The organism is Kribbella sp. NBC_00662, assembly GCF_041430295.1.
Taxonomy (GTDB): domain Bacteria; phylum Actinomycetota; class Actinomycetes; order Propionibacteriales; family Kribbellaceae; genus Kribbella.
Genome location: NZ_CP109029.1, coordinates 1,831,148 through 1,852,430, shown reverse-complemented (window position 1 = coordinate 1,852,430; position 21,283 = coordinate 1,831,148). Strand labels below are relative to the sequence as shown.

Sequence of the window (21,283 nt, the reverse complement as noted above, 5' to 3'; positions counted from 1 at the left end):
CTACGGCATCCGGAGCTGGCCGAGGAGGCCGTGGGTCTCCTTGGCCGGTCCGGCGGAGAACCACAGCGTGTCGGTGCCGCCGGTGGTGGCGGTGCCTGGCAGGAGCGCCCAGAGGCCGTCGATCACCAGGGTCCTGCCGTGGCTGTTGCGGACCTGCCCGGCGAAGTCGAACCTGCCGTGCGACTTCGGCCGCAGGATGTTGATCCGGCCGTCGCCGAAGTTGCCGACGAGGAGCGTGCCGGTGGGCTCACCCCAGCTCGCGGGAGCAAGGGTCAGACCCCACGGCGCGTTCAGCGCGCCGCGCGTGGCCACCCGGGTGACGAACTTCCCGTCCACGGTGTACTCGTCGACGTACCCGAGTCCGTGTCCGGCCTGGCTGCGGCCGGTCTTCGGGTCGGGCTTCGCATACGTCACGAAGACGTGGTCGTTCAGCGTCTGCACGTTGAACGGCGCGAACCCGCGCGGCAGCGACAGGTCCCGGAAGGCCCACTTCGACAGTTTCACCGGCATGAACGCGTTGTCGAATACGTCTACCTTGCCCTGCGCGAAGTTCGCCGCGAACAGCCGGTCGGACGCGGGCGAGATCGCCAGCCCGGTGTACGCCGCGCCCTTGACGGTCGCCTTGATGTCGGCCGGCCCCATCAACGGGTTGATCGTCGGGTTCCAGGCCTCGATCTGGCCGGTCAGCGTGGCGAAGATGAACCGTGCCGGTGCGGACGCGGTCGCGTTGCTGACCAGGAACCCGGTGCCCGGGTTGGACACCTGCCCGGTCGGCAGCGGCACCGTGACCCGGACGGTCGGCACCTTCGTCACGGTGTTCGAGCCGGGCGCGGCGGAGTACAGCGTGGACGTCGACGTACCTTGGTTGGACACCCAGAGCGGGGTGGTCGCGCCGAGCGACAGCCCCCACGGGTTCACCAGGTCCGGGTCGGTCAGGACAGCTTTGCCGGCCTGGTCCGAGACCAGGTTGACCTGTTGTACGGCGAGCGCGTGATGCGACCCGTGCGCGCTGGCGGTCACCGGGGTGACAAGTGCGAGGCCGCTGACCAGTGCGGTGGCAACCGCGAGTGGCCGGCCCTTCGAGCGGAGTGACATGTCACTTTCCTGTCGGTAGGGATGCGGAACACCATCGATACGACCGGGTGGGCTAGGCGGTTCAATCGCCGCAAGGTAGACATGACGGAGTTACCCGGGTGGGGAAGCATTGACGAAGTAGAAGGGGGAATCCATGCCAGATCTAGCGATCGAGCCACTGAATCCGTCGATCCTGCCGATGTCGGGCAAGTACAGCCACGGTGTCCAGGTCGACGGCGCGCAGCGGATGGTGTTCGTCAGCGGGCAGGTGCCGTGGGGCAACGAGCACGGGCGGGTGCCGGAGACGTTCGAGGCGCAGTGCCGGATGGTCTGGCGGAACGTGCTGGCCGTGCTGTCCGAGGCGGGGATGGGGATCCGGAACCTGGTCAAGGTGACGACGTACCTGTCCGACCGGCAGTACCGCGCGCTGAACGCGAAGATCCGCGAAGAGGTCCTCGGCGATCATGCCCCGGCGCTCACGGTCGTCATCGCCGACATCTACGCGGAGAACTGGCTGCTCGAGATCGAGGCCGTCGCGATGGCCTGACCGGTCCACCCGGTGCCGAATGGCTATGGAAACCCGCAGCGGTCCTGTTTAGCGTCGAGCTATGAGGATCAGGGTTGTCGACGCGTTCGCGGCACGTCCGTTCACCGGGAATCCGGCCGGGGTCTGTCTCCTCGAGGCCGGGGAATGGCCCGACGAGGCCTGGATGCTGGCCGTTGCCGCCGAGATGAACCACGCCGAGACCGCGTTCGCCCGGCCGTCGGAGCGGGCCGACGCGGACTGGGATCTGCGCTGGTTCACCCCGACTCTGGAAGAGCGGCTCTGTGGCCACGCCACGCTCGCGACCACGCATGCGCTGGTGTCGGACGACAAGGTGTCCGGGAAGGTTGCTTTCGCAACGCGCAGCGGCATCCTGATCGCGACGGTCGCGGACGACGGGATCACGCTGGACTTTCCGGTCAACCGGCCGACCGAGGTGCCGGCTCCGGACGGGCTCGGCGCAGCCTTGGCGGTCGAGTTCTCGGAGGTCTACATCACGGGCGAGCTCCGCGATCTCCTGGTCGTCGTCCGTGACGAGGCGACGGTGCGTGCAGTCGTCCCGGACTACGACGCGATGGCCGGGATCATCGAGCGGGAGAAGCTGCGCGGGGTGATCGTGACAGCGCAGGGCTCGGAGTACGACTTCGTCTCGCGGTTCTTCGCGCCGGGCAGTGGGATCCCGGAGGACCCGGTCACCGGGAGCGCGCACACGAGTCTGGCGCCGTACTGGGGCGAACGCCTCGGACGGAACGAACTGGTCGGGTACCAGGCGTCCGCCCGAGGCGGGGTCGTCCAGGTCAGCTCATCCGGCGACCGCGTCTACCTGAAGGGCCAGGCGATCACGGTCCTGGACGGCGAACTACTGGTCTAGGCCCAGGTCTCGGCGTGGGTGGCCACGCCGTTCGGGGCGATGAGTTCGGTGACGACGTCCTCGGCGTCGGCGTCCAGCGGCTCGAACGGCGGCTCCGGTACGACGTACGCCCGCGCGCCGGCGACCATCTCGATCCCCGGCAGCTCGAACCAGGCCTCGCCGACCTCGCGGCTGATCTCGTAGATCGCCTGCTCGGCGGAGTCGACCGGCTCCCGCTCGCCGGACTCGTCCAGCTCGGCCGGGTGCCGCTCCTGCGCGGCCCGGCCGGCCTCCAGCAGCGCGTCCAGGTCGACCACGCGCAGGTCGAACCGTGACACCACACTGATCACCTGGTCCGGCTCGACATCTTCCTCGTCCTCGTCGTCGTCCGACTCGTCCAGCAGCAGCGGCGTCGTACCGGTGTGCTCGAAGACGGCCTCGTTCCAGTCCTCGACCACGCCCTCGAGCGCGGCATTGTGCTCGAAGAGCTCGGAGTTGTCCTCGTCGCCGGTCATCGCCAGCAACGCCTCGGTGTGGGCCAGCAGGCGCTCGGCCAGCTTCTGGCTGGCCTCGGCCAGCGCGGCCCGGGTCTCCGCGGAGAAGAACTGCTCGGCGGGGGCGGGGGTGTCCAGTTCAGTCACGTGCGGGATCTTCCCTTGTCTGTCGGTGGGGATGCCAGCCGTAAGTATGTGAGAAGCCTGTGAGAGCTCTGTCAGCGGGTGTGAGAGGCCTGCGAGAACCCTCCTGAGCCCGCAGCTAGCGGTGTGCAGTTGAACCCATGAGCACATTTGTCGCGAGGTGGAGTCGTCATGGCTGACGTCATCTACATCGCAGTCACCGTCGTCGTGTTCGCGGCCGTCTGGTTCGCGCTGCGTGGAGTGGAGAAGTTGTGAGCGCCGAGAACATTGCCGGCCTGGTGGTGGCCGCTGCTCTGGTCCTCTACCTGATCGCCGCCCTGATCTTCCCCGAGAGGTTCTGATGTCAGACACTGCGGCCGGTCTGTTGCAGATCGGCTTCCTCCTCCTGTGCCTGGCTGCCGTCTACCGGCCGCTGGGCGGGTACATGGCTCGGGTCTTCACGTCCGAGAAGGACCTGGGCGTCGAGCGGGTGACCTACCGGCTCTTCGGCGTCGACTCGAAGGCCGATCAGACCTGGGGCGTCTATGCCCGGTCGCTGATCGCCTTCTCCGCGCTGAGCCTCGTACTGCTCTATCTGTTGCAGCGGCTGCAGCACTGGCTGCCGCTGTCGCTGGGCCTGCCGAACGTGCCGTCCGGGCTGGCGTTCAACACCGCCGCCTCGTTCGTCGCGAACACCAACTGGCAGTCGTACTCGCCCGAGGTGACGATGGGTCACCTGGTCCAGTTCGCCGGCCTGGCGGTGCAGAACTTCCTCTCCGCGGCTGTCGGCATCGTCGTCGCGGTCGCGCTGATCCGCGGGTTCGCCCGGGCCAAGACCGACCGGCTCGGCAATTTCTGGGTCGACCTGACCCGGACCACGCTGCGGATCCTGCTGCCGATCGCGGTCGTCGGCACCCTCGCGCTGGTCGCGATGGGCGTCGTACAGAACTTCTCCGGCGGGCACGAGGTCACGTCGGTGGTCGGCCAGACCCAGACCATCCCCGGCGGCCCGGTGGCCAGCCAGGAGGTCATCAAGGAGCTCGGCACCAACGGCGGCGGCTTCTACAACGCCAACTCCGCGCACCCGTTCGAGAACCCGAACCCGCTCTCCAACCTGTTCGAGATCTTCCTCCTGCTGGTCATCCCGGTCTGCCTCACCCGCACCTTCGGCGTGATGGTGAAGGACAAGCGGCAGGGCTACGCGATCCTCGGCGTGATGGGCACGCTCTGGGCCGCCTTCACCTTCTCCGCGACGTTCTTCGAGAACCAGGGCGCCGGTACGGCGACCCAGGCCGCGGGCGCTGCCATGGAGGGCAAGGAGACCCGCTTCGGCGAATGGGCCTCGGCGCTGTTCGCGACGTCGACGACGGGTACGTCGACCGGTGCCGTGAACTCGGCCCACGACTCGTTCACTCCACTCGGCGGCGGTACGACGCTGTTCCACATGATGCTCGGAGAAGTCTCGCCGGGCGGTACCGGTACGGGTCTCTACGGCATGCTCATCCTCGCCGTCCTGGCGGTGTTCGTCGCGGGCCTGATGGTCGGACGCACCCCGGAGTACCTGAAGAAGAAGATCACCGCGCGCGAGATGAAGCTGGTCTCGCTGTACATCCTGACGACCCCGACCGTCGTACTGATCGGCGCCTCGCTGGCGATGGGACTCGCGGTGGCACGAGCCTCGATCTTCAACACCGACAGCCCACACGGGTTCTCCGAAGTGCTGTACGCGTTCACCTCGGCCGGTAACAACAACGGCAGCGCGTTCGGCGGTCTGAGCGCGAACATCCCGTTCTACAACACCGCTCTCGGGCTGGTGATGCTGCTCGGCCGGTTCGTCCCGATCGTGTTCGCGCTCGCGCTGGCCGGTTCGCTCGCCCAGCAGCAGCCGGTACCGGTGACCCAGGGCACGCTGCCCACCCACAAGGCCCTGTTCGTGACGCTGCTCGTCGGCACCGTCCTGATCGTGACCGGCCTGACCTACTTCCCTGCACTGACTCTTGGACCCCTCGCGGAGGGACTGTGACCACGCTCGTAAAACCGCCCGCGTCGACGCCGGCGGCACCCCCGAAGAGAGCATCTTCGGGCCTGTTCGACCCGAAGATGCTGCTCACCGCCCTGCCGGACGCGGTGCGCAAGCTCGACCCGCGGGTGATGGTGAAGAACCCGGTCATGTTCGTGGTCGAGGTGGGTGCGGTCGCGTCGACGATCTTCGCCTTCACCGACTCGAGTGTCTTCGTCTGGTGGATCGTGGTCTGGCTCTGGCTGACCGTGATCTTCGCCAACCTGGCCGAGGCCGTCGCGGAAGGCCGGGGCAAGGCCCAGGCCGAGACGCTGCGCCGGGCCAAGACCGAGACGACCGCCCGCCGGTTGATCGGCGACCGCGAGGAGGAGGTCCCCGCGACCCAGCTGAAGCTCGGCGACCTCGTGGTCGTCGAGGCCGGGCAGATCATCCCGGGCGACGGTGACGTCGTCGAGGGTGTCGCGAGTGTCGACGAGTCGGCGATCACCGGCGAGTCGGCCCCGGTCATCCGTGAGTCCGGTGGTGACCGGAGCGCTGTTACCGGTGGCACCAAGGTGCTGTCGGACCGGATCGTCGTGAAGATCACCACCAAGCCCGGTGAGAGCTTCATCGACCGGATGATCGCGCTGGTCGAGGGCGCGTCGCGGCAGAAGACGCCCAACGAGATCGCCCTGAACATCCTGCTGGCCAGCCTGACGATCGTGTTCCTGATCGCGACCGTGACGCTGCCGACCTTCGCGAACTACGCGCACGTCGATCTGAACATCGTGATCCTGGTGGCCCTGCTGGTCTGCCTGATCCCGACCACGATCGGCGCGCTGCTGTCGGCGATCGGTATCGCCGGCATGGACCGGCTGGTGCAGCGCAACGTACTGGCGATGTCCGGCCGTGCGGTCGAGGCTGCCGGCGACGTGAACACGCTGCTGCTGGACAAGACCGGCACCATCACGCTGGGCAACCGGCAGGCCGCGGAGTTCATCCCGGTCAAGGGTGTCACCGACACCGAGCTCGCCGACGCGGCACAGCTGTCCAGCCTCGCCGACGAGACGCCGGAAGGCCGGTCGATCGTCGTACTGGCGAAGACCGGATACGGACTGCGTGAGCGTCACACCGGAGAGTTGCCGCACGCAACCTTCGTGGAGTTCACCGCGCAGACCCGGATGAGCGGCGTCGACGTCGATGACCGGCAGATCCGCAAGGGTGCGGCCGGAGCGGTCAACGCCTGGATCAACCAGCGCGGCGGCACGATCGACACCCAACTCGGCGAGATCGTCGACGGTATCTCGGCCTCCGGTGGTACGCCGCTGGTCGTTGCCGAGAGCATCAACGGCAAGGCTCGTCCGCTCGGTGTCATCCACCTCAAGGACGTGGTCAAGGAAGGCATGCGGGAGCGGTTCGACCAGATGCGCGCGATGGGCATCCGGACCGTGATGATCACCGGTGACAACCAGCTGACCGCGAAGGCGATCGCCGAGGAGGCCGGGGTCGACGACTTCCTGGCCGAGGCGACGCCCGAGGACAAGATGGCGCTGATCAAGAGGGAGCAGGAGGGCGGCCGGCTGGTCGCGATGACCGGTGACGGCACCAACGACGCGCCGGCGCTGGCCCAGGCCGATGTCGGCGTGGCGATGAACTCCGGCACCTCGGCCGCGAAAGAGGCCGGCAACATGGTCGACCTCGACTCGAACCCGACCAAGCTGATCGAGATCGTCGAGATCGGCAAGCAGTTGCTGATCACCCGCGGATCGCTGACCACGTTCTCGATCGCGAACGACGTGGCCAAGTACTTCGCGATCCTGCCGGCGCTGTTCGCCTCGGCGTACCCGGGACTGGACAAGCTCAACATCATGGGGCTGCACTCGCCGGAGTCGGCGATCGTGTCGGCCATCGTGTTCAACGCGCTGGTGATCGTCGCGCTGGTGCCGCTGGCGCTGCGCGGGGTCCGGTACAAGCCGTCGTCGGCCTCGGCGATGTTGCGCCGGAACCTGCTGATCTACGGCGTCGGCGGTCTGATCAGCCCGTTCGTCGGAATCAAACTCCTGGACCTGGTGATCTCCTTGATCCCCGGTCTCCGCTGAAAGGCTAGTTGTCCATGGCAAGCAATCTGCCCGGCTCGGTCCGGCAGTTCGGGGTGGCGCTACGGGCGCTGCTCGTGTTCACGGCGATCCTCGGGATCGTCTACCCGCTGGTGATGACCGGGGTCGCGCAGGCCGTCTTCCACAGCAACGCGAACGGGTCGATCGTCAAGGTCAACGGCAAGGACGTCGCCTCCGACCTGATCGGCCAGGCGTACACGATGGACTCCGGCAAGAAGGATGCCGACGGCAAGGCGATCATGGTCGCGGACCCGAAGTGGTTCCAGACCCGGCCGTCCGCGGTCGACTACGACGGGATGGGCAGCGCGGCCTCGCAGTACGGGCCGAACAACCCGGACCTGGTCAAGCTGGTCGAACAGCGCCGGCAGGACGTCGCCAAGCTCGAGGGCGTCGACCCGTCGCAGGTACCGCCGGACGCGGTCACCGCGAGCGGCAGCGGCCTCGACCCGGACATCAGCCCGGCGTACGCCGCTCTGCAGGTCAACCGGGTCGCCCGTGAGCGGAGACTGCCGGTGGAGAAGGTCCAGCAGCTGGTGAAGGACAACACGAAGGGCCGCACGCTGGGCTTCCTCGGCGAGCCGGTCGTCAACGTTGTCACGCTCAACAACGCACTGGCTGCGCTGGGCTGAACTGAGAGCATGGAGGTATGAGCAAGAACGGCCGGGGGCATCTGCGGATCTACCTGGGTGCCGCGCCTGGTGTCGGGAAGACGTACAAGATGCTGGGCGAGGGGCAACGGCGCCTCGCCCGGGGGACCGACGTGGTGGTCGGGTTCGTCGAGACCCACGGCCGTCAGCACACCGCGGAGATGCTCACCGGGCTCGAGGTGATCCCGCGGCGGATCATCGACTACCGCGGCGCGAGCTTCACCGAGCTGGACATCGACGCGGTACTGGCCCGCCGCCCGGAGGTCGCGCTGGTCGACGAGCTGGCGCACACCAACGTCCCGGGCAGCCGGAACGAGAAGCGCTGGCAGGACATCGAGGAGTTGCTGGTCGCCGGGATCGACGTGATCTCGGCGGTCAACATCCAGCACCTCGAGTCGATCAACGACGTGGTCGAGAAGATCACCGGCGTACCGCAGCAGGAGACGGTCCCGGACCGGGTGGTCCGGGCCGCGGACCAGATCGAGCTCGTCGACATGACGCCGGAGGCGCTGCGCCGGCGGATGGCTCACGGCAACGTGTACGCCGCGGACAAGATCGACGCTGCCCTGGGCAACTACTTCCGGGTCGGCAACCTGTCCGCCCTACGTGAGCTGGCGCTGCTCTGGCTGGCCGACCGGGTCGACGCGGGCCTGCAGCAGTACCGCCAGGAACACGACATCGACTCGACCTGGGAGGCCCGGGAGCGGGTCGTGGTCGCGCTGACCGGCGGTCCCGAGGGCGAGACCCTGATCCGGCGCGCTGCCCGGATCGCCGCGCGATCCTCCGGAGGCGACCTGCTCGCCGTCCATGTCGCGCGCTCCGACGGCCTGACCGGGGCGAACCCGAGCAAGCTCGCCGAGCAGCGCAACCTGGTCGAGAAGCTCGGCGGGACCTATCACCAGGTGGTCGGCGACGACATCCCGTCCGCCCTGCTGACATTCGCGAAGGCCGAGAACGCCACCCAGTTGGTGCTCGGCGGCAGTCGCCGTTCGCGGATCGGCTCGCTGTTCACCGGGCCGGGGATCGGCGCCACCACGATCCGCGACTCCGGCGATATCGACGTACACATCGTCACGCACTCGTTGATGGGTCGCGGCCGGTTGCCGCGGTTGCGGGGAAGTCTGTCCCGGCGCCGGAAGATCCAGGGCTTCGTGCTGTCGATCGTGCTGCCGCCGGTGCTCGCGCTGGTGCTCGGGTTGGGCGGCGACACGCTCAACCTGACCAGCAACGTGCTGGCGTTCCTGCTCGCGGTGGTTGTGGTCGCGCTCGTCGGCGGGATGTGGCCGGCGATGGTGACCGCGGTCGGCGGGTCGCTGGTGCTCAACTGGTTCTTCACCCCGCCGAAGCGGACGTTCACGATCGCCGAGCTCAACAATGCGTTGGCGCTGGTGATCTTCATCCTGGTCGCCGCGATGGTGAGTTCGGTCGTCGACCGGGCGGCACGACGTACCAGGCAGGCGGCCCGGGCGGCCGCGGAATCGGAGACGTTGGCGACCTTGGCCGGATCGGTACTGCGAGGCGAGACCGCCCTGCCCGCGCTGCTCGAACGGGTCCGCGAGGCCTTCGGGATGACCGGGGCGTGCCTGATGGAACGCGTGGACGACGACGAACTGACCGAGATCTGGCGACCGGTGGCCTCGGCCGGTTCCCTGACCTGCACCCGTCCGGAGGAGGCCGACGCGGAGATCCCGGCGCGGGACGACCTGGTTCTGGTGCTGCAAGGTCATCAACTCGAGGCCGACGAGCGACGGCTGGTCGGAGCGTTCGCGGCTCACGCCGCCGCGCTGGTCGACCGGGCCCGGTTGAGCGAAGCGGCCGCCGAGGCGAAGCCGCTCGCCGAGGCCGACAAGCTGCGTACGGCGTTGCTCCGGGCCGTCGGCCACGACCTGCGTTCCCCGTTGGCGTCGGCGAAGGCGTCGGTGACTTCACTGCGCAGCGACGATGTGGAGTGGACCGAGTCCGAGCGGGCCGAGCTGCTGGAGACCGCGGACGAGTCGCTGGACCGGTTGTCGCGGTTGGTGGACAACCTGCTCGATCTGAGTCGGCTGCAGGCCGGAGTACTGCCGGTGTTCACGCGGCCGATGGCGCTGGACGAGATCATGCCCGGCGTACTGGCCGAGCTGGGTGACGAAGCCGACCAGGTGACGGTCGACATCCCGCACACGCTGCCGCTGGTCGAGGCGGATCCGGCCCTGCTGGAGCGCGTCGTGGCAAACCTGCTGGCGAACGCGATCCGCTACTCGCCGCCCGGCCGCCCGCCGCTGATCACCGGCAGCGCGCTCGGCGACATCGTCGAGGTCCGGGTGATCGACCGCGGACCGGGGATCCCACGCGAGGACCGGAACCGGATGTTCGCGCCGTTCCAGCGCCTCGGCGACACCGACAACACGGTCGGAGTCGGGCTGGGACTGGCGCTGGCCCGCGGCCTCGCCGAGGCGATGCACGGCACGCTGCTACCCGAGGACACCCCGGGCGGCGGCCTGACCATGGTGGTCACCATGCCGACCGCCGTCCTCCGCCCGACCGACGCCCCGGTCCCGGGAACACGCGAACGATCGGAGCAAGAGTGACGAGAGTGCTGGTGGTCGACGACGAGCCGCAGATCGTGCGGGCTCTGCAGATCAACCTGAAGGCGCGTGGTTACGAGGTGCACCTGGCCGGCACCGGTACGTCGGCGTTGAAGGTCGCCGCGCAGCACCCGCCCGAGCTGGTGATCCTCGACCTGGGTCTGCCCGACTTCGACGGCGTGGACGTGATCCGCGGGCTGCGCGGCTGGACCGATGCGCCGATCCTGGTGCTGTCCGGGCGGACCGACCAGACCGACAAGGTCGAGGCCCTGGACGCCGGCGCGGACGACTACGTGACCAAGCCGTTCGGCATCGACGAGCTCCTGGCCCGGATGCGCGCCGTACTCCGACGCAGCAACCTCGCCCAGGACCAACCTGTGGTGACCGTCGGCGGCTCGGTCGTCGACCTGGCCGCGAAGCGCGTCACGCTGGAGAACGGCGAGGACATCCGCCTCACCCCGACCGAGTGGCACCTGCTCGAGGTCCTGGTCCGCAACCCCGGGAAGCTGATGTCCCAGCGCCAGCTACTGACCGAGGTCTGGGGGCCCGGCTACGAGACCGCCAGCGGCAACCTCCGCTTCTACATGGGCCAGCTCCGCCGCAAACTCGAACCGGACCCGGCCCGCCCCAAACACCTCCTCACCGAACCAGGCATGGGCTACCGCTTCGAGCCCTGAGAGGTGTCCGTTTCGTTCAAGACCTCCGGCGGGATCCGCGGGAGGGTAGGGGCATGGACATCTTCACCGCAGGTCGGGACTTTGTACGGCGGGATGCTCGGCTGCTCGAGCGTCGGCTCTTCGCCACTGTTTTCGAGGGCGCTGACCCACAAGGCGTGATCGACGCGCTGCGCGGGTTCCAGAACGCCGACGGGGGCTTCGGGTGGGGGCTGGAGCCGGACAAGCGGTGTCCGGACAGCCTGCCGCTCGACGTCGAGGTCGCGTTCAGCACGCTGATCGCGGCGGGGGCTCGGGACGACGAGATGGTCCGGCGGGCGACCGACTGGCTGGCCCAGCTCGCGAACGCCGATGGCGCGGTCCCGCTCTGCGGTCCGGCGGTGGAGGGCTACCCGCGGGCCGAGCACATCACCGAATGGACCTACCAGCCCGGCATCAACCCCACCGCGGGTCTGGTCGGCCGGCTGTACCAGCTCGGTGTCGAGCATCCTTGGCGCGACCAGGCCGGCGCCTGGTGTGCCGCCGAGTTGGCGAAGGAGTTCCCCGAGGACGCCCACGGGATGCACGAGGCGCTGGAGTTCCTGGAGCACACCGAGGACGTCGACGTCGATCGGGTCCGCGACTGGCTGCCGAAGCTGCAGTGGTTCCGCGCCGACGCCGCGGATCCGACGTACGGCGTGACGCCGCTGCAGCTCGCGCCGACGCCGGACAGCTTCTGGAAGCAGCTGTTCACCGACGAACAGCTCGATGCACACCTCGACCGCCTGATCGCCGATCAGCAGGACGACGGCGGCTGGGCCATCACCTGGGAACCGCCCGGACCGGCGGCCACGCTCGAGTACCGCGGCATCGTCACAGTCGGCGCCCTCCGGACGCTGAAGGCCTACAACCGTCTCTAGAAACCGTCTCCAGAAACAGCGAAGCCCCCCGCTGCGGCGGGGGGCTTCGACGTGTTACCAGGAAGACTTCGTGATCCCGGCAGTTCGCCGCGGTGGGCCATCTCCCGGAACCGAACCCGCGAGATGCCCGCCTTGCCGATGTAGCCGCGCGGGCGGCCGTCGACGGCGTCGCGGTTGCGGACCCGGATCGGGCTCGCGTCGCGCGGCAGCTTCTGGAGCTTCAGCCGCGCCTCGGCGCGGTCGCCGGCCGACGTACCGGGGTCGGCGATGACGCGCTTCAACGAGGACCGGCGCTCGGAGTAGTGGGCCACGGTCCGGCGGCGATGCTCGTTACGGGCGATCTTCGCGGTCGTTGCCATTTACCGCTCTTCGCGGAAGTCGACGTGCTGCTTCAGCTTCGGGTCGTACTTACGGATGATCAGCCGGTCGGGATTGTTCCGGCGGTTCTTCCGCGTTACATAGGTGAAGCCGGTGCCTGCGGTGCTGCGGAGCTTGATGATGGGGCGGAGGTCGTTGCGCTTGGCCATGCTGTCCTTTCCCGGATCACCTGGCGGGTGACCCACACTCCGATGAACGCCGGCCGGGTGGCGGCTATTCCGGCCGACAGGGTACGTTGTAATGGTAATCATTTTCAACAAGACTGGAGAGTCGATGCTGCCGGTGACCTTGCTGACGGGCCTCGACGAGGACTTCCGCGGCGCCGTCGCGGGGAATCTGCTGGCTGCCGCCGGCCCGACCGGCGTCCTGGTCGAGTACGACGTGAGCGGCCTCAGCGCGGGCTCCGTCGTACGGGTCGCCCGGACTGTGACCGGCGTGATCGACCGCGAGGTGATCACCATGGACCACCCGTGTGTCTCGTGCGCGATGCGCGGCTCTCTCGTCCAACTGCTCTCCAGCATCGCGGCCATCGAGCGGTACGGCGTCGCGATCGTCAACGTCCCCGCCGCCGGTGACACCCAGGCGATCGCGACCGAGCTCGCGACGGCCGACGACCTCCGGATCGACGCGGTCGTCACGACCGTCGATGCCGCCACCGCGGTCGCCGATCTGACCGGCGACGAACTGATCCGGGAGCGCGGCATCCCGACCGCGGCCGAGGACGGTCGCGCGATCGCCGAGGTCGTCGTCCGGCAACTGGAGTCGGCCGACGCGGCGGTGCTGAGTGGCGAGGATCCGGCCGCGCTGGTGGAGGCGATCAATCCGCGGCTGCTGATCCGGACCACGCCGGCCGGTCTGCTCGGCGTACGGCTGCATGCTCCCGGGAACGTCGTCGAGCCCGGCTCGATCGCGGCACCCACGGACGGCGAGGTGCCGACGCTGGTCTGGCAATCCGATCGGCCGTTTCATCCCGAGCGCCTGTACGACGCCCTCGAGGACCTGGTCGCCGGGTCCGCTCGCGGTCGCGGCACGCTCTGGATCGCGACCCAGCACCGCAAACGGCTCAGCTGGGACAGCTTCGGCACGAACATCTCGATCGGCGTCCTCGGCCCGTGGCTGGCCGACCTCCCGGCGGACCGCTGGCCGTCGGTCGGGCAGCAGCACCAGGCCCGGTCCGCCCTCGAGTGGCACCCCGAGTACGGCGACCGCGCGTCGTACCTGTCGATCACCGGGCCCGGTCTGGATCTGCGGGAATTAACCGAGCGCCTCGACGGTTGTGTGCTACGTGCGGATGAAGCGGTCCATCCCCTGACCGACCCGTTCGCCCCTTATCTGGAAGGAAGTACGGCAGCATGAAGAAGGACATCCACCCCGACTACCGCCGGGTTGTCTTCCGGGACAAGTCCGGTAACTTCAGCTTCCTCACCGGTTCGACCCGCGAGAGCAGCGAGACGGTCGTCTGGCACGACGGGAACACTTACCCGGTCGTCGACGTCGAGATCTCGTCCGCGAGTCACCCGTTCTACACGGGCCAGCAGCGCGTGATGGACACCCAGGGCCGCGTGGAGAAGTTCAAGAAGCGCTACGGCCAGAAGTAACCCCTGGTCTTTCCACAGCCCGTCGCCTCCTCGGCGACGGGCTGTTCCTATGTTGTCGCTTTGTGGCAGAACGCCTGCAGCCAGCGTCCGTTGGAGCGCACGTAGACCTGGCTGATCCATTCCTCGACTTCGTACGGCGTCCCGTCCCAGCTGCCCGAGCTCGCCTTCCGGGCGGTGAGGACGACCGTGTCGCCGATCCGGGCGATCCGCTCGCCACCGACGGTCGTCATGCTGTGATGCTGCAGCCGGCCAGACGCGATCCAGCCGATGATGTCCGCCTTGGGTGTGATCCCGGTGGCATCGACCGCGACCCAGTCGTCGGTCCAGCAGTTCGCGATCAGCTCGGCGTCGTTGCCGATCAGCACCACGTCCGCCTCGGCCGCCTCGGCGCGGACTTCGTCCTCAACAGTCATAGGTCCGATTTTTACCCGTCTCGGGTTCGAGACGTTGGGGTGGGCGCGGCGCTTACCTCGGGGGCCGGGGCGGTTCCACACTGTGGGGATGGAGCCGGTTGAGCTGACGGGTGCCGGGCTGAGCCCGCTGGAGGCGGTCGCGCTCGGGCAGCGGCGTACGGCGGTCCGGCTGAGCGATGATGCCCGGAAGCGGATGGAGGAGTCGGCCGCGGTGGTGGCCGAGGTCGCGGGACGGCGGCCGGTGTACGGGCGGACGACCGGCGTCGGCGCGAACCGTGACGTGCTCACGTCGGACCCGGAGCACGGCGCGCGGCTGCTCGGGTCGCACAGTACGACCGGCACGACGTCGTACCCGAAGGACGTCGTCCGGCTCGGGCTGCTGATCCGGGTCAACCAGCTCGCCGCCGGCGGGTCGGGACTCGACCCCGCGGTGGCCGACGCGATCGTCGGCCTGCTCAACGACGACGACCTGCCCGACCTGCATCGCGGCGGCGCGATCGGGACCGGCGACCTCGGTCCGCTCGCCGAGCTCGGCCTCGCGCTGGGCGATGTCATCGACGGGACCAGTGCCCTCCCGCTGCTGTCCAGCAATGCGCTCACGCTCGCCGAGTGCTGCCTCGCGTACGTCGAGGCCGGCACGCTGATCAACGTCGTACCGCTGGTCGGTGCGCTGTCCCACGTCGCGCTGCGGGGGAACGCCGAGGTGTACGACGTCCGCGTGCACGAGGCGCGTCCGCAGCCGGGGCAGGTGCGGGTCGCCCGCCGGATGCGCGGGTTGCTCGACGGTCTGCCGCTGCCGCCCGCGCGCATCCAGGATCCCTTCGGGTTGAGGGCTTTCGCGCAGGTGCTCGGGCCGGCTGTCGACCATTCCGATGCCTTGGGCAACAGTGTGCGGATCGACATCAACGCGGCCGCGGAGAATCCGCTGGTGGCCGGCGATACCGTGCTGCACAACGGCAACTGGCACGCGATGCCGATCGCGCTCGCCCTCGACTCGCTGCGGCTCAGTCTGCACAGCGTGGCAACTCTCTCGACCACGCGCGTCGCGAATCTGGTCGATCCCGACTACACCGGCCTGAGCCGGTTCCTGGCCAGCGGAGCGGAGGCGAGCTCGGGCGTGATGATGATCGAGTACGTCGCCCATGACGCGCTCGCCGCGGTCCGCTCGGCCGCCCAGCCCGCGACGCTGGGCACGGCGACGCTGTCGCGGGGCGCCGAGCTCCACGCGAGCTTCGCGCCACAGGCCGCAGTACTGACTGCTCAGTTGCTGGATGCTCTCCGCGAGGTCCTCGCCAGCGAGCTCGTCACCGCCGTACGCGCGATCCGTCTGGCCGGCCTGACCCCCGACGACCTCGCCCCTGCGTCCGTCGGTCCATGGCTGGCCGACGCCCTGGCGGTCCTGCCGGCCAGCCTGGCCGACCGCTCCCTCCGGGAGGACCTGGAAATAGCCCGCGGCGTCCTGACCCAATGGGGCGACCGCCAGGTCGAACACCCGGCCGAGTCCGGCTAGGCGTACCGAAGGACGGGTACTGTCCGGCTCAGTCCCGCTCCGCTCACCCCACCAAGGGGCGATCCACGGCACCACTACCCGTTCGTCGGCACCCATCCAGAGCCGCGCGCGGGGGCCTAGCCGTGGAGGCGGCGGGAGAGGGCGGTGGCGGCTTGGCGGATTCGGTGGGCCAGTTGGGGGCGGTCCGGTGGGGGGACGGCGTCGGCGCGGAAGGTGACGCTGATGGCGGCCGCCGGATGGCCGGCGTGGTCTACGGCTGCGCTCGCGACGGATGCCATGCCGGGGGTGATGAAGGAGTCCTCGACGGCGAATCCTTGGCGTTTCTCGTCGGCTAGTAGGCGGCGGAGCTGGGTGAGGGTCTGCGGGCCGAGATCTGTGCGACGGACGAAGGACTCGGGAGTGGGGAAGAGAGCACGCACCTGCGCGGGCGGGAGCTCGGCGAGGAGGGCTCGGCCGGATGCGGTGAGGGTGGCGGGTAGGCGCACCCCGACGTCGGTCACCAGAGTCACCGGTCGCGGCGGCTGCTCTTTCAGCAGATAGACCAGCTCCCGACCGTGCAGTACTCCGAGATGCGCCGTTTGACCCACCTCGTGCACCAGCTGCACCAACAGCGGCCGCGCCAACCGCTCCAGCGGATCGTGCCGCAGGTACGCCGACCCGATCTCGAACGCCGCGACCCCGAGCCCGTACCGCTTCTCCTCGGGCAGATGCACGACGAACCCCTCGTCGATCATTGCCCGCAGCAAGTGGTACGTCGACGAGCGCGGCAGGCCGACCGCGGAGGCGATGCGCTCCATCGGTACCGGACCGGGCTGGGTGGCCAGGAACGTCAGCACCCGCAGCGTGCGGGTCGAGGCGGGAACGTTGCCGCTCACAACGGCAGGGTAACCCGCTCCCGCCTTAGATCCCGGATTGGCGTTTCTTCGCGCGGCTCCGTCGCAACCAGAACCGCAGCCCCTCACCCGCGACCGCGATCGCGAACAACCCGCCGGCGACACCCCAGTCCAGGAACTCCGAGCCCGAGACCAGCAACCCGACCGCAACCGACACGACCAGGAAGAAGAGCAACGAGATGACGAGCCGCTTCACAGGGCCTTCTCCGCAGTCCACGCGCCGGACGTCGTCCGGTAGCCGAGCCACTTGTTCACCGCGAGCATCGGAAGATTCCCCGCGTCGTTCCCGGTCGATGCCGTGACGAACCCCGCGTCCCGGGCCGCGGCCAGCGCGTGTGACTTCACCACCTTCGCCAGTCCGCGCCCGCGGTCCGACGGGATCGTGCCGGTCAGATTCGACCAGATCACCCCGCGGTCCGGATCCGCGGTCGTGGTCACGAACGACAGCACCCGATCGCCGTCCAGTACGGCGAAGCTCAGGTCCCGCCGGATGTCCGGGTTGTTCCACGACACCTTCACCCACTCGTCGTACGCCGGTCCGCCGGAGAACCCGCTCGGATCGTCGTCCCGCACCTGGATCTCGGCGTCGAACACCTGCCGCGGCTCCAGTTCGTCGTAGGTGGCCAGACGTACCCCGGCCGGCGGCGCGACCGGCTCGCGGGCCTCGCGCAGGTCGGCGGCGGAATGGCTCATCCGCCGCCCCAGTGTGAACCCACGCTTCTCCGCGAAGGCCTTGGAGTCCTCAGCCACAGCGACCAGGAGCCGGCCGGCCCCGGCGGTGGCAGCCTCCGCAGAGATCGCGGTCAGCAACGCAGTGCCGATCCCGCGCTTGCGCTGCGACGGTGGCACCTGGACGGTGATCCGCACCCGCGCACCGGCCACGCCTGCCTCGGGGAGGTAGAGGTTCGAGTACCCGACCACGTCCGGACCGTCCATGGCGAGCAGGATCACCCGGCTCCGGCCGCCTCGCAGTTCGGTCTCGATGGCTCGCGCCGACTTCACCAGATGCGGCATCACGGCAGCCCAGACCTGGGCGACGCCGACCGCGTCCGCCGGCCGCGCCGGCCGGATCTCGAACACCATGGCATGACCCTATGTGTTCGCGGGTCCACACTTGACGTCTCAGATCCGAGACAGAAACTGGTATGCCGCTGCTGCCGAGGAGCATCCCGGCGCGGTCCAATGATCGGGTGGAAGACACGGTGATTGTCGGCATCGGACCGCTGACCCCGGCCGAGGTGGTCGCGGTCGCGCGGTACGGCGCGCAGGTACGGATCGATGACCAGGCCCTGGAGGAGATCGCGAAGTCACGCGCCGCGATCGAGGCGCTGGCCCATGCGGACACCCCGCACTACGGCGTCTCGACCGGGTTCGGTGCACTCGCGACGCGGCACATCGCGCCGGAGCTGCGGGCCCAGTTGCAGCGCAGCCTGATCCGCTCGCACGCGGCCGGCTCAGGCCCCGAGGTGGAGACCGAGGTCGTACGGGCGCTTGCCCTGCTCCGACTGTCGACCCTCGCGACGGGCCGTACGGGCGTGAAGGTCGAGACGGCCCAGGCGTACGCCGGTCTCCTCAACGCGCACCTGACCCCGGTCGTGCACGAGTACGGCAGCCTCGGCTGCTCCGGCGATCTCGCACCGCTGTCCCACGTCGCCCTCGCGATCCTCGGTGAAGGCAAGGTCCGTGATGCCGATGGCAACCTTCTCGACGCCGGCGAAGCCCTGCAGCAGAACGGCCTGGCGCCGGTCGTGCTCGCGGAGAAGGAAGGTCTCGCCCTGATCAACGGGACCGACGGCATGCTCGGCATGCTGGTCCTCGCGCTCGCCGACCTCGACCGGCTCTTCAAGACCGCCGACCTCGCCGCCGCGATGAGCGTCGAGGCCCAGCTCGCCACCGACCGCGTGTTCGCCGAGGACCTGCAGGCCCTGCGCCCGCACCCCGGCCAGGCCGCGTCCGCCGCGAACCTCCGCACGATCCTCAAGGACAGCGCGATCGTCGCGAGCCACCGCGGTCCGGACTGCAACCGCGTCCAGGATGCCTATTCATTGAGGTGCTCCCCGCAGGTCCACGGCGCAGCCCGCGACACCGCCGCCCACGCAGCGAGTGTTGCCGACCGCGAGCTCGCCGCCGCGATCGACAACCCCGTCGTACTGAAGGACGGCCGCGTCGAGTCCAACGGCAACTTCCACGGCGCCCCGGTCGGGTACGTGCTCGACTTCCTCGCCATCGCGGTCGCCGACCTGGCGAGCATCAGCGAACGTCGTACCGACCGTTTCCTCGACGTAGCGCGCAACCACGGCCTGAACGCCTTCCTGGCCGACGATCCCGGTGTCGACAGCGGTCACATGATCGCGCAGTACACCCAGGCCGCGATCGTGTCCGAGCTCAAGCGTCTCGCCGTACCCGCCAGCGTCGACTCGATCCCGAGCAGCGCGATGCAGGAGGACCACGTCTCGATGGGATGGTCCGCAGCCCGCAAGCTGCGCAAGTCGGTCGACGGCCTGCAGCGGGTGCTGGCGATCGAGATCCTCACCGCCGCGCGGGCACTCGACCTGCGCGCGCCGCTCACCCCGGCCCCGGCGACCGCCGCGGCCAAGGACGCACTCCGCCGGTATGTCGAAGGCCCTGGAACCGACCGGCATCTCGCTCCAGAGATCGAGCACTCCGTCCAACTTGTTGCTGATGGCACCTATATCGATGCTGCCGAGACCGTCACCGGTCCGCTGAACTAGAAAGGCTGGATCACCCATGTCCGGACCACGTCCTGTGCGCGCGCCCCGCGGCACCACCCTCACCGCTCGCGGTTGGCAGCAGGAAGCCGCACTGCGGATGCTGCAGAACAACCTCGACCCCGAGGTCGCCGAGCACCCCGACGAGCTCGTCGTGTACGGCGGTTCCGGTAAAGCGGCCCGCGACTGGAACTCGTTCGACGCGATGGTCCGGACACTGACCACGCTGAAGGACGACGAGACCATGCTCGTCCAGTCCGGCAAGCCGGTCGGTGTGATGCAGACGCACGAGTGGGCGCCGCGGGTGCTGATCGCGAACTCGAACCTGGTCGGCGATTGGGCCACCTGGGAGGAGTTCCGCAAGCTCGAGGCGATGGGCCTCACGATGTACGGCCAGATGACGGCCGGCTCGTGGATCTACATCGGTACCCAGGGCATCCTGCAAGGTACGTACGAGACGTTCGGCGCGGTCGCCGAGAAGCGCTTCGGCGGCACGCTGGCCGGCACCATCACGCTGACCGCGGGCCTCGGCGGCATGGGCGGCGCGCAGCCGCTGGCCGTCACGATGAACGACGGCGTCGCGATCTGCATCGACGTCGACTCGTCGCGGATCGACCGCCGGATCGAGCACCGCTACCTCGACGTACGGGCGAAGGACCTGGACGACGCGCTGCGGCTGGCCGAGGAGGCCAAGAAGGCCCGCCGGCCGTTGTCGATCGGTGTCCTCGGCAACGCCGCGGTGATCGTGCCGGAGCTGCTGGAACTGGGTGCGCCGATCGACATCGTCACCGACCAGACCTCGGCGCACGACCCGCTGATGTACCTGCCGGTGGGCATCGACTTCGACGACTGGGCGACCGCCCGGGAGAAGGACCCGGCTGGGTTCACCGAGCGCGCGCAGGCGTCGATGGCTCGGCATGTCGCCGCGATGGTCGGATTCCAGGACGCGGGCGCCGAGGTGTTCGACTACGGCAACTCGATCCGGGACGAGGCGCGCAAGGCGGGGTACTCCCGGGCGTTCGAGTTCCCCGGCTTCGTACCGGCGTACATCCGGCCGTTGTTCTGTGAAGGAAAGGGCCCGTTCCGGTGGGCCGCGCTGTCCGGCAACCCGGCCGACATCGCGAAGACCGATCAAGCGATCCTGGACCTGTTCCCGGACAACGAGCACCTGACCCGGTGGATCAAGCTGGCCGGCGAGCGGGTCGCGTTCCAGGGGCTGCCGGCGCGGATCTGCTGGCTCGGACAGGGCGAGCGGGACAAGGCCGGGGTGCGGTTCAACGAGATGGTTGCCTCCGGCGAGCTCGAGGCGCCGATCGTGATCGGTCGCGATCACCTGGACACCGGCAGCGTGGCATCGCCGTACCGGGAGACCGAAGGCATGCTCGACGGTTCGGACGCGATCGCGGACTGGCCGTTGCTGAACGCGATGGTGAACGTGGCCAGCGGTGCTTCCTGGGTGTCGATCCACCACGGCGGCGGCGTCGGTATCGGCCGGTCCATCCACGCCGGCCAGGTATCTGTTGCCGATGGCACCGATCTGGCCCGGCAGAAGCTGGAGCGGGTGCTCACCAACGACCCGGCGATGGGTGTGATCCGTCACGTCGACGCCGGCTACGAGAAGGCTGTCGAGGTCGCCGACCAGCGGGGTGTGCGCATCCCGATGCGGGAAAGCTGACTGTGTGCGACCGTGGCAATCTCTAGTGCTACGGTGCACTTTTCCAAGGGGCGAGAAACCATGCGATCGCGTGGTTTCGGTCTGAGGTTCCGCTAGGGT

Annotated in this window: 21 protein-coding genes and 1 pseudogene; 14 read left to right on the top strand and 8 right to left on the bottom strand. The window is 68.9% G+C overall.

Going from position 1 to position 21,283, the window contains the following annotated elements; genetic code table 11:
- Entirely contained in the window at positions 1–1,095 is a 1,095-nt protein-coding gene (locus tag OHA10_RS09375; protein WP_371405775.1) for a TIGR03118 family protein, read from the bottom strand.
- 133 nt (positions 1,096–1,228) lie between these two features.
- Between OHA10_RS09375 and OHA10_RS09370 the strand changes: the two genes are divergently transcribed.
- Both OHA10_RS09370 and OHA10_RS09365 read left to right on the top strand, forming a co-directional pair.
- Entirely contained in the window at positions 1,229–1,621 is a 393-nt protein-coding gene (locus tag OHA10_RS09370; RefSeq protein ID WP_371405774.1) for a RidA family protein, read from the top strand.
- A 61-nt stretch (positions 1,622–1,682) separates the two neighbouring features.
- Positions 1,683–2,489: a PhzF family phenazine biosynthesis protein gene (locus OHA10_RS09365; RefSeq protein WP_371405773.1), complete on the top strand. Its 807-nt coding sequence runs from the start codon at positions 1,683–1,685 to the stop codon at positions 2,487–2,489.
- Here OHA10_RS09365 and OHA10_RS09360 read toward each other — a convergent pair.
- Complete coding sequence (locus OHA10_RS09360) at positions 2,486–3,109, bottom strand: hypothetical protein (RefSeq protein WP_371405772.1); 624 nt, start codon at positions 3,107–3,109, stop codon at positions 2,486–2,488. The two genes, OHA10_RS09365 and OHA10_RS09360, sit on opposite strands and share 4 nt — an antisense overlap.
- A 248-nt stretch (positions 3,110–3,357) precedes the next feature.
- Here OHA10_RS09360 and kdpF point away from each other — a divergent pair, with 248 nt between their 5' ends.
- The 7 genes from kdpF to OHA10_RS09325 all read left to right on the top strand — a co-directional run bounded on the left by kdpF (position 3,358) and on the right by OHA10_RS09325 (position 11,988).
- Positions 3,358–3,447 carry a K(+)-transporting ATPase subunit F gene (gene kdpF / locus OHA10_RS09355; protein ID WP_137256202.1) on the top strand — a complete coding sequence of 30 codons (90 nt, stop codon included), beginning with the start codon at positions 3,358–3,360 and terminating at the stop codon, positions 3,445–3,447.
- Positions 3,447–5,108, top strand: coding sequence for a potassium-transporting ATPase subunit KdpA (gene kdpA / locus OHA10_RS09350; protein WP_371405771.1), 1,662 nt, complete (start codon positions 3,447–3,449; stop codon positions 5,106–5,108). Before kdpF ends, kdpA begins: the two co-directional genes overlap by 1 nt.
- Before the next feature lie 62 nt (positions 5,109–5,170).
- Entirely contained in the window at positions 5,171–7,183 is a 2,013-nt protein-coding gene (gene kdpB, locus OHA10_RS09345) for a potassium-transporting ATPase subunit KdpB (RefSeq protein ID WP_371407919.1), read from the top strand.
- Positions 7,184–7,197: 14 nt separating this feature from the next.
- Positions 7,198–7,830, top strand: coding sequence for a K(+)-transporting ATPase subunit C (gene kdpC / locus OHA10_RS09340; protein WP_371405770.1), 633 nt, complete (start codon positions 7,198–7,200; stop codon positions 7,828–7,830).
- Positions 7,831–7,847: 17 nt separating this feature from the next.
- A complete protein-coding gene (locus OHA10_RS09335; RefSeq protein WP_371405769.1) occupies positions 7,848–10,418 on the top strand; it encodes a DUF4118 domain-containing protein in 2,571 nt (856 codons plus the stop codon).
- A complete protein-coding gene (locus OHA10_RS09330) occupies positions 10,415–11,092 on the top strand; it encodes a response regulator (RefSeq protein WP_371405768.1) in 678 nt (225 codons plus the stop codon). The genes OHA10_RS09335 and OHA10_RS09330 overlap by 4 nt, the downstream gene beginning before the upstream one ends.
- Positions 11,093–11,145: 53 nt before the next feature.
- Complete coding sequence (locus tag OHA10_RS09325) at positions 11,146–11,988, top strand: hypothetical protein (RefSeq protein ID WP_371405767.1); 843 nt, start codon at positions 11,146–11,148, stop codon at positions 11,986–11,988.
- A gap of 54 nt (positions 11,989–12,042) precedes the next feature.
- Here the strand turns inward: OHA10_RS09325 and rpsN are convergent.
- A pseudogene (gene rpsN / locus OHA10_RS09320) lies at positions 12,043–12,347 on the bottom strand (30S ribosomal protein S14).
- Positions 12,348–12,515: a 50S ribosomal protein L33 gene (rpmG, locus tag OHA10_RS09315; RefSeq protein WP_371405766.1), complete on the bottom strand. Its 168-nt coding sequence runs from the start codon at positions 12,513–12,515 to the stop codon at positions 12,348–12,350. It abuts the pseudogene before it with no gap.
- Between the two features lie 124 nt (positions 12,516–12,639).
- Between rpmG and OHA10_RS09310 the strand changes: the two genes are divergently transcribed.
- On the top strand, positions 12,640–13,722 hold the full coding sequence (locus tag OHA10_RS09310) for a GTP-binding protein (RefSeq protein ID WP_371405765.1): 1,083 nt from the start codon (positions 12,640–12,642) through the stop codon (positions 13,720–13,722).
- On the top strand, positions 13,719–13,964 hold the full coding sequence (locus OHA10_RS09305) for a type B 50S ribosomal protein L31 (RefSeq protein ID WP_371405764.1): 246 nt from the start codon (positions 13,719–13,721) through the stop codon (positions 13,962–13,964). Before OHA10_RS09310 ends, OHA10_RS09305 begins: the two co-directional genes overlap by 4 nt.
- 47 nt (positions 13,965–14,011) lie before the next feature.
- Here OHA10_RS09305 and OHA10_RS09300 read toward each other — a convergent pair whose 3' ends face one another.
- A complete protein-coding gene (locus OHA10_RS09300) occupies positions 14,012–14,377 on the bottom strand; it encodes a nuclear transport factor 2 family protein (RefSeq protein ID WP_371405763.1) in 366 nt (121 codons plus the stop codon).
- A gap of 88 nt (positions 14,378–14,465) precedes the next feature.
- Between OHA10_RS09300 and OHA10_RS09295 the strand changes: the two genes are divergently transcribed.
- A complete protein-coding gene (locus tag OHA10_RS09295; RefSeq protein WP_371405762.1) occupies positions 14,466–15,887 on the top strand; it encodes an aromatic amino acid lyase in 1,422 nt (473 codons plus the stop codon).
- Between the two features lie 116 nt (positions 15,888–16,003).
- Here OHA10_RS09295 and OHA10_RS09290 read toward each other — a convergent pair whose 3' ends face one another.
- From OHA10_RS09290 to OHA10_RS09280, 3 genes are read right to left on the bottom strand one after another with little or no spacing between them, the layout of a single operon-like run.
- A complete protein-coding gene (locus OHA10_RS09290) occupies positions 16,004–16,762 on the bottom strand; it encodes an IclR family transcriptional regulator (protein ID WP_371405761.1) in 759 nt (252 codons plus the stop codon).
- Positions 16,763–16,787: 25 nt separating this feature from the next.
- Positions 16,788–16,976: a hypothetical protein gene (locus tag OHA10_RS09285; RefSeq protein WP_371405760.1), complete on the bottom strand. Its 189-nt coding sequence runs from the start codon at positions 16,974–16,976 to the stop codon at positions 16,788–16,790.
- On the bottom strand, positions 16,973–17,863 hold the full coding sequence (locus OHA10_RS09280) for a GNAT family N-acetyltransferase (protein WP_371405759.1): 891 nt from the start codon (positions 17,861–17,863) through the stop codon (positions 16,973–16,975). Before OHA10_RS09280 ends, OHA10_RS09285 begins: the two co-directional genes overlap by 4 nt.
- Positions 17,864–17,970: 107 nt before the next feature.
- Between OHA10_RS09280 and hutH the strand changes: the two genes are divergently transcribed.
- On the top strand, positions 17,971–19,512 hold the full coding sequence (gene hutH / locus OHA10_RS09275; RefSeq protein ID WP_371405758.1) for a histidine ammonia-lyase: 1,542 nt from the start codon (positions 17,971–17,973) through the stop codon (positions 19,510–19,512).
- A 16-nt stretch (positions 19,513–19,528) separates the two neighbouring features.
- The gene (gene hutU / locus OHA10_RS09270; RefSeq protein ID WP_371405757.1) at positions 19,529–21,184 is read left to right on the top strand and encodes a urocanate hydratase; all 1,656 of its coding nucleotides are present in this window, start codon (positions 19,529–19,531) and stop codon (positions 21,182–21,184) included.
- Positions 21,185–21,283: the final 99 nt, after the last annotated feature.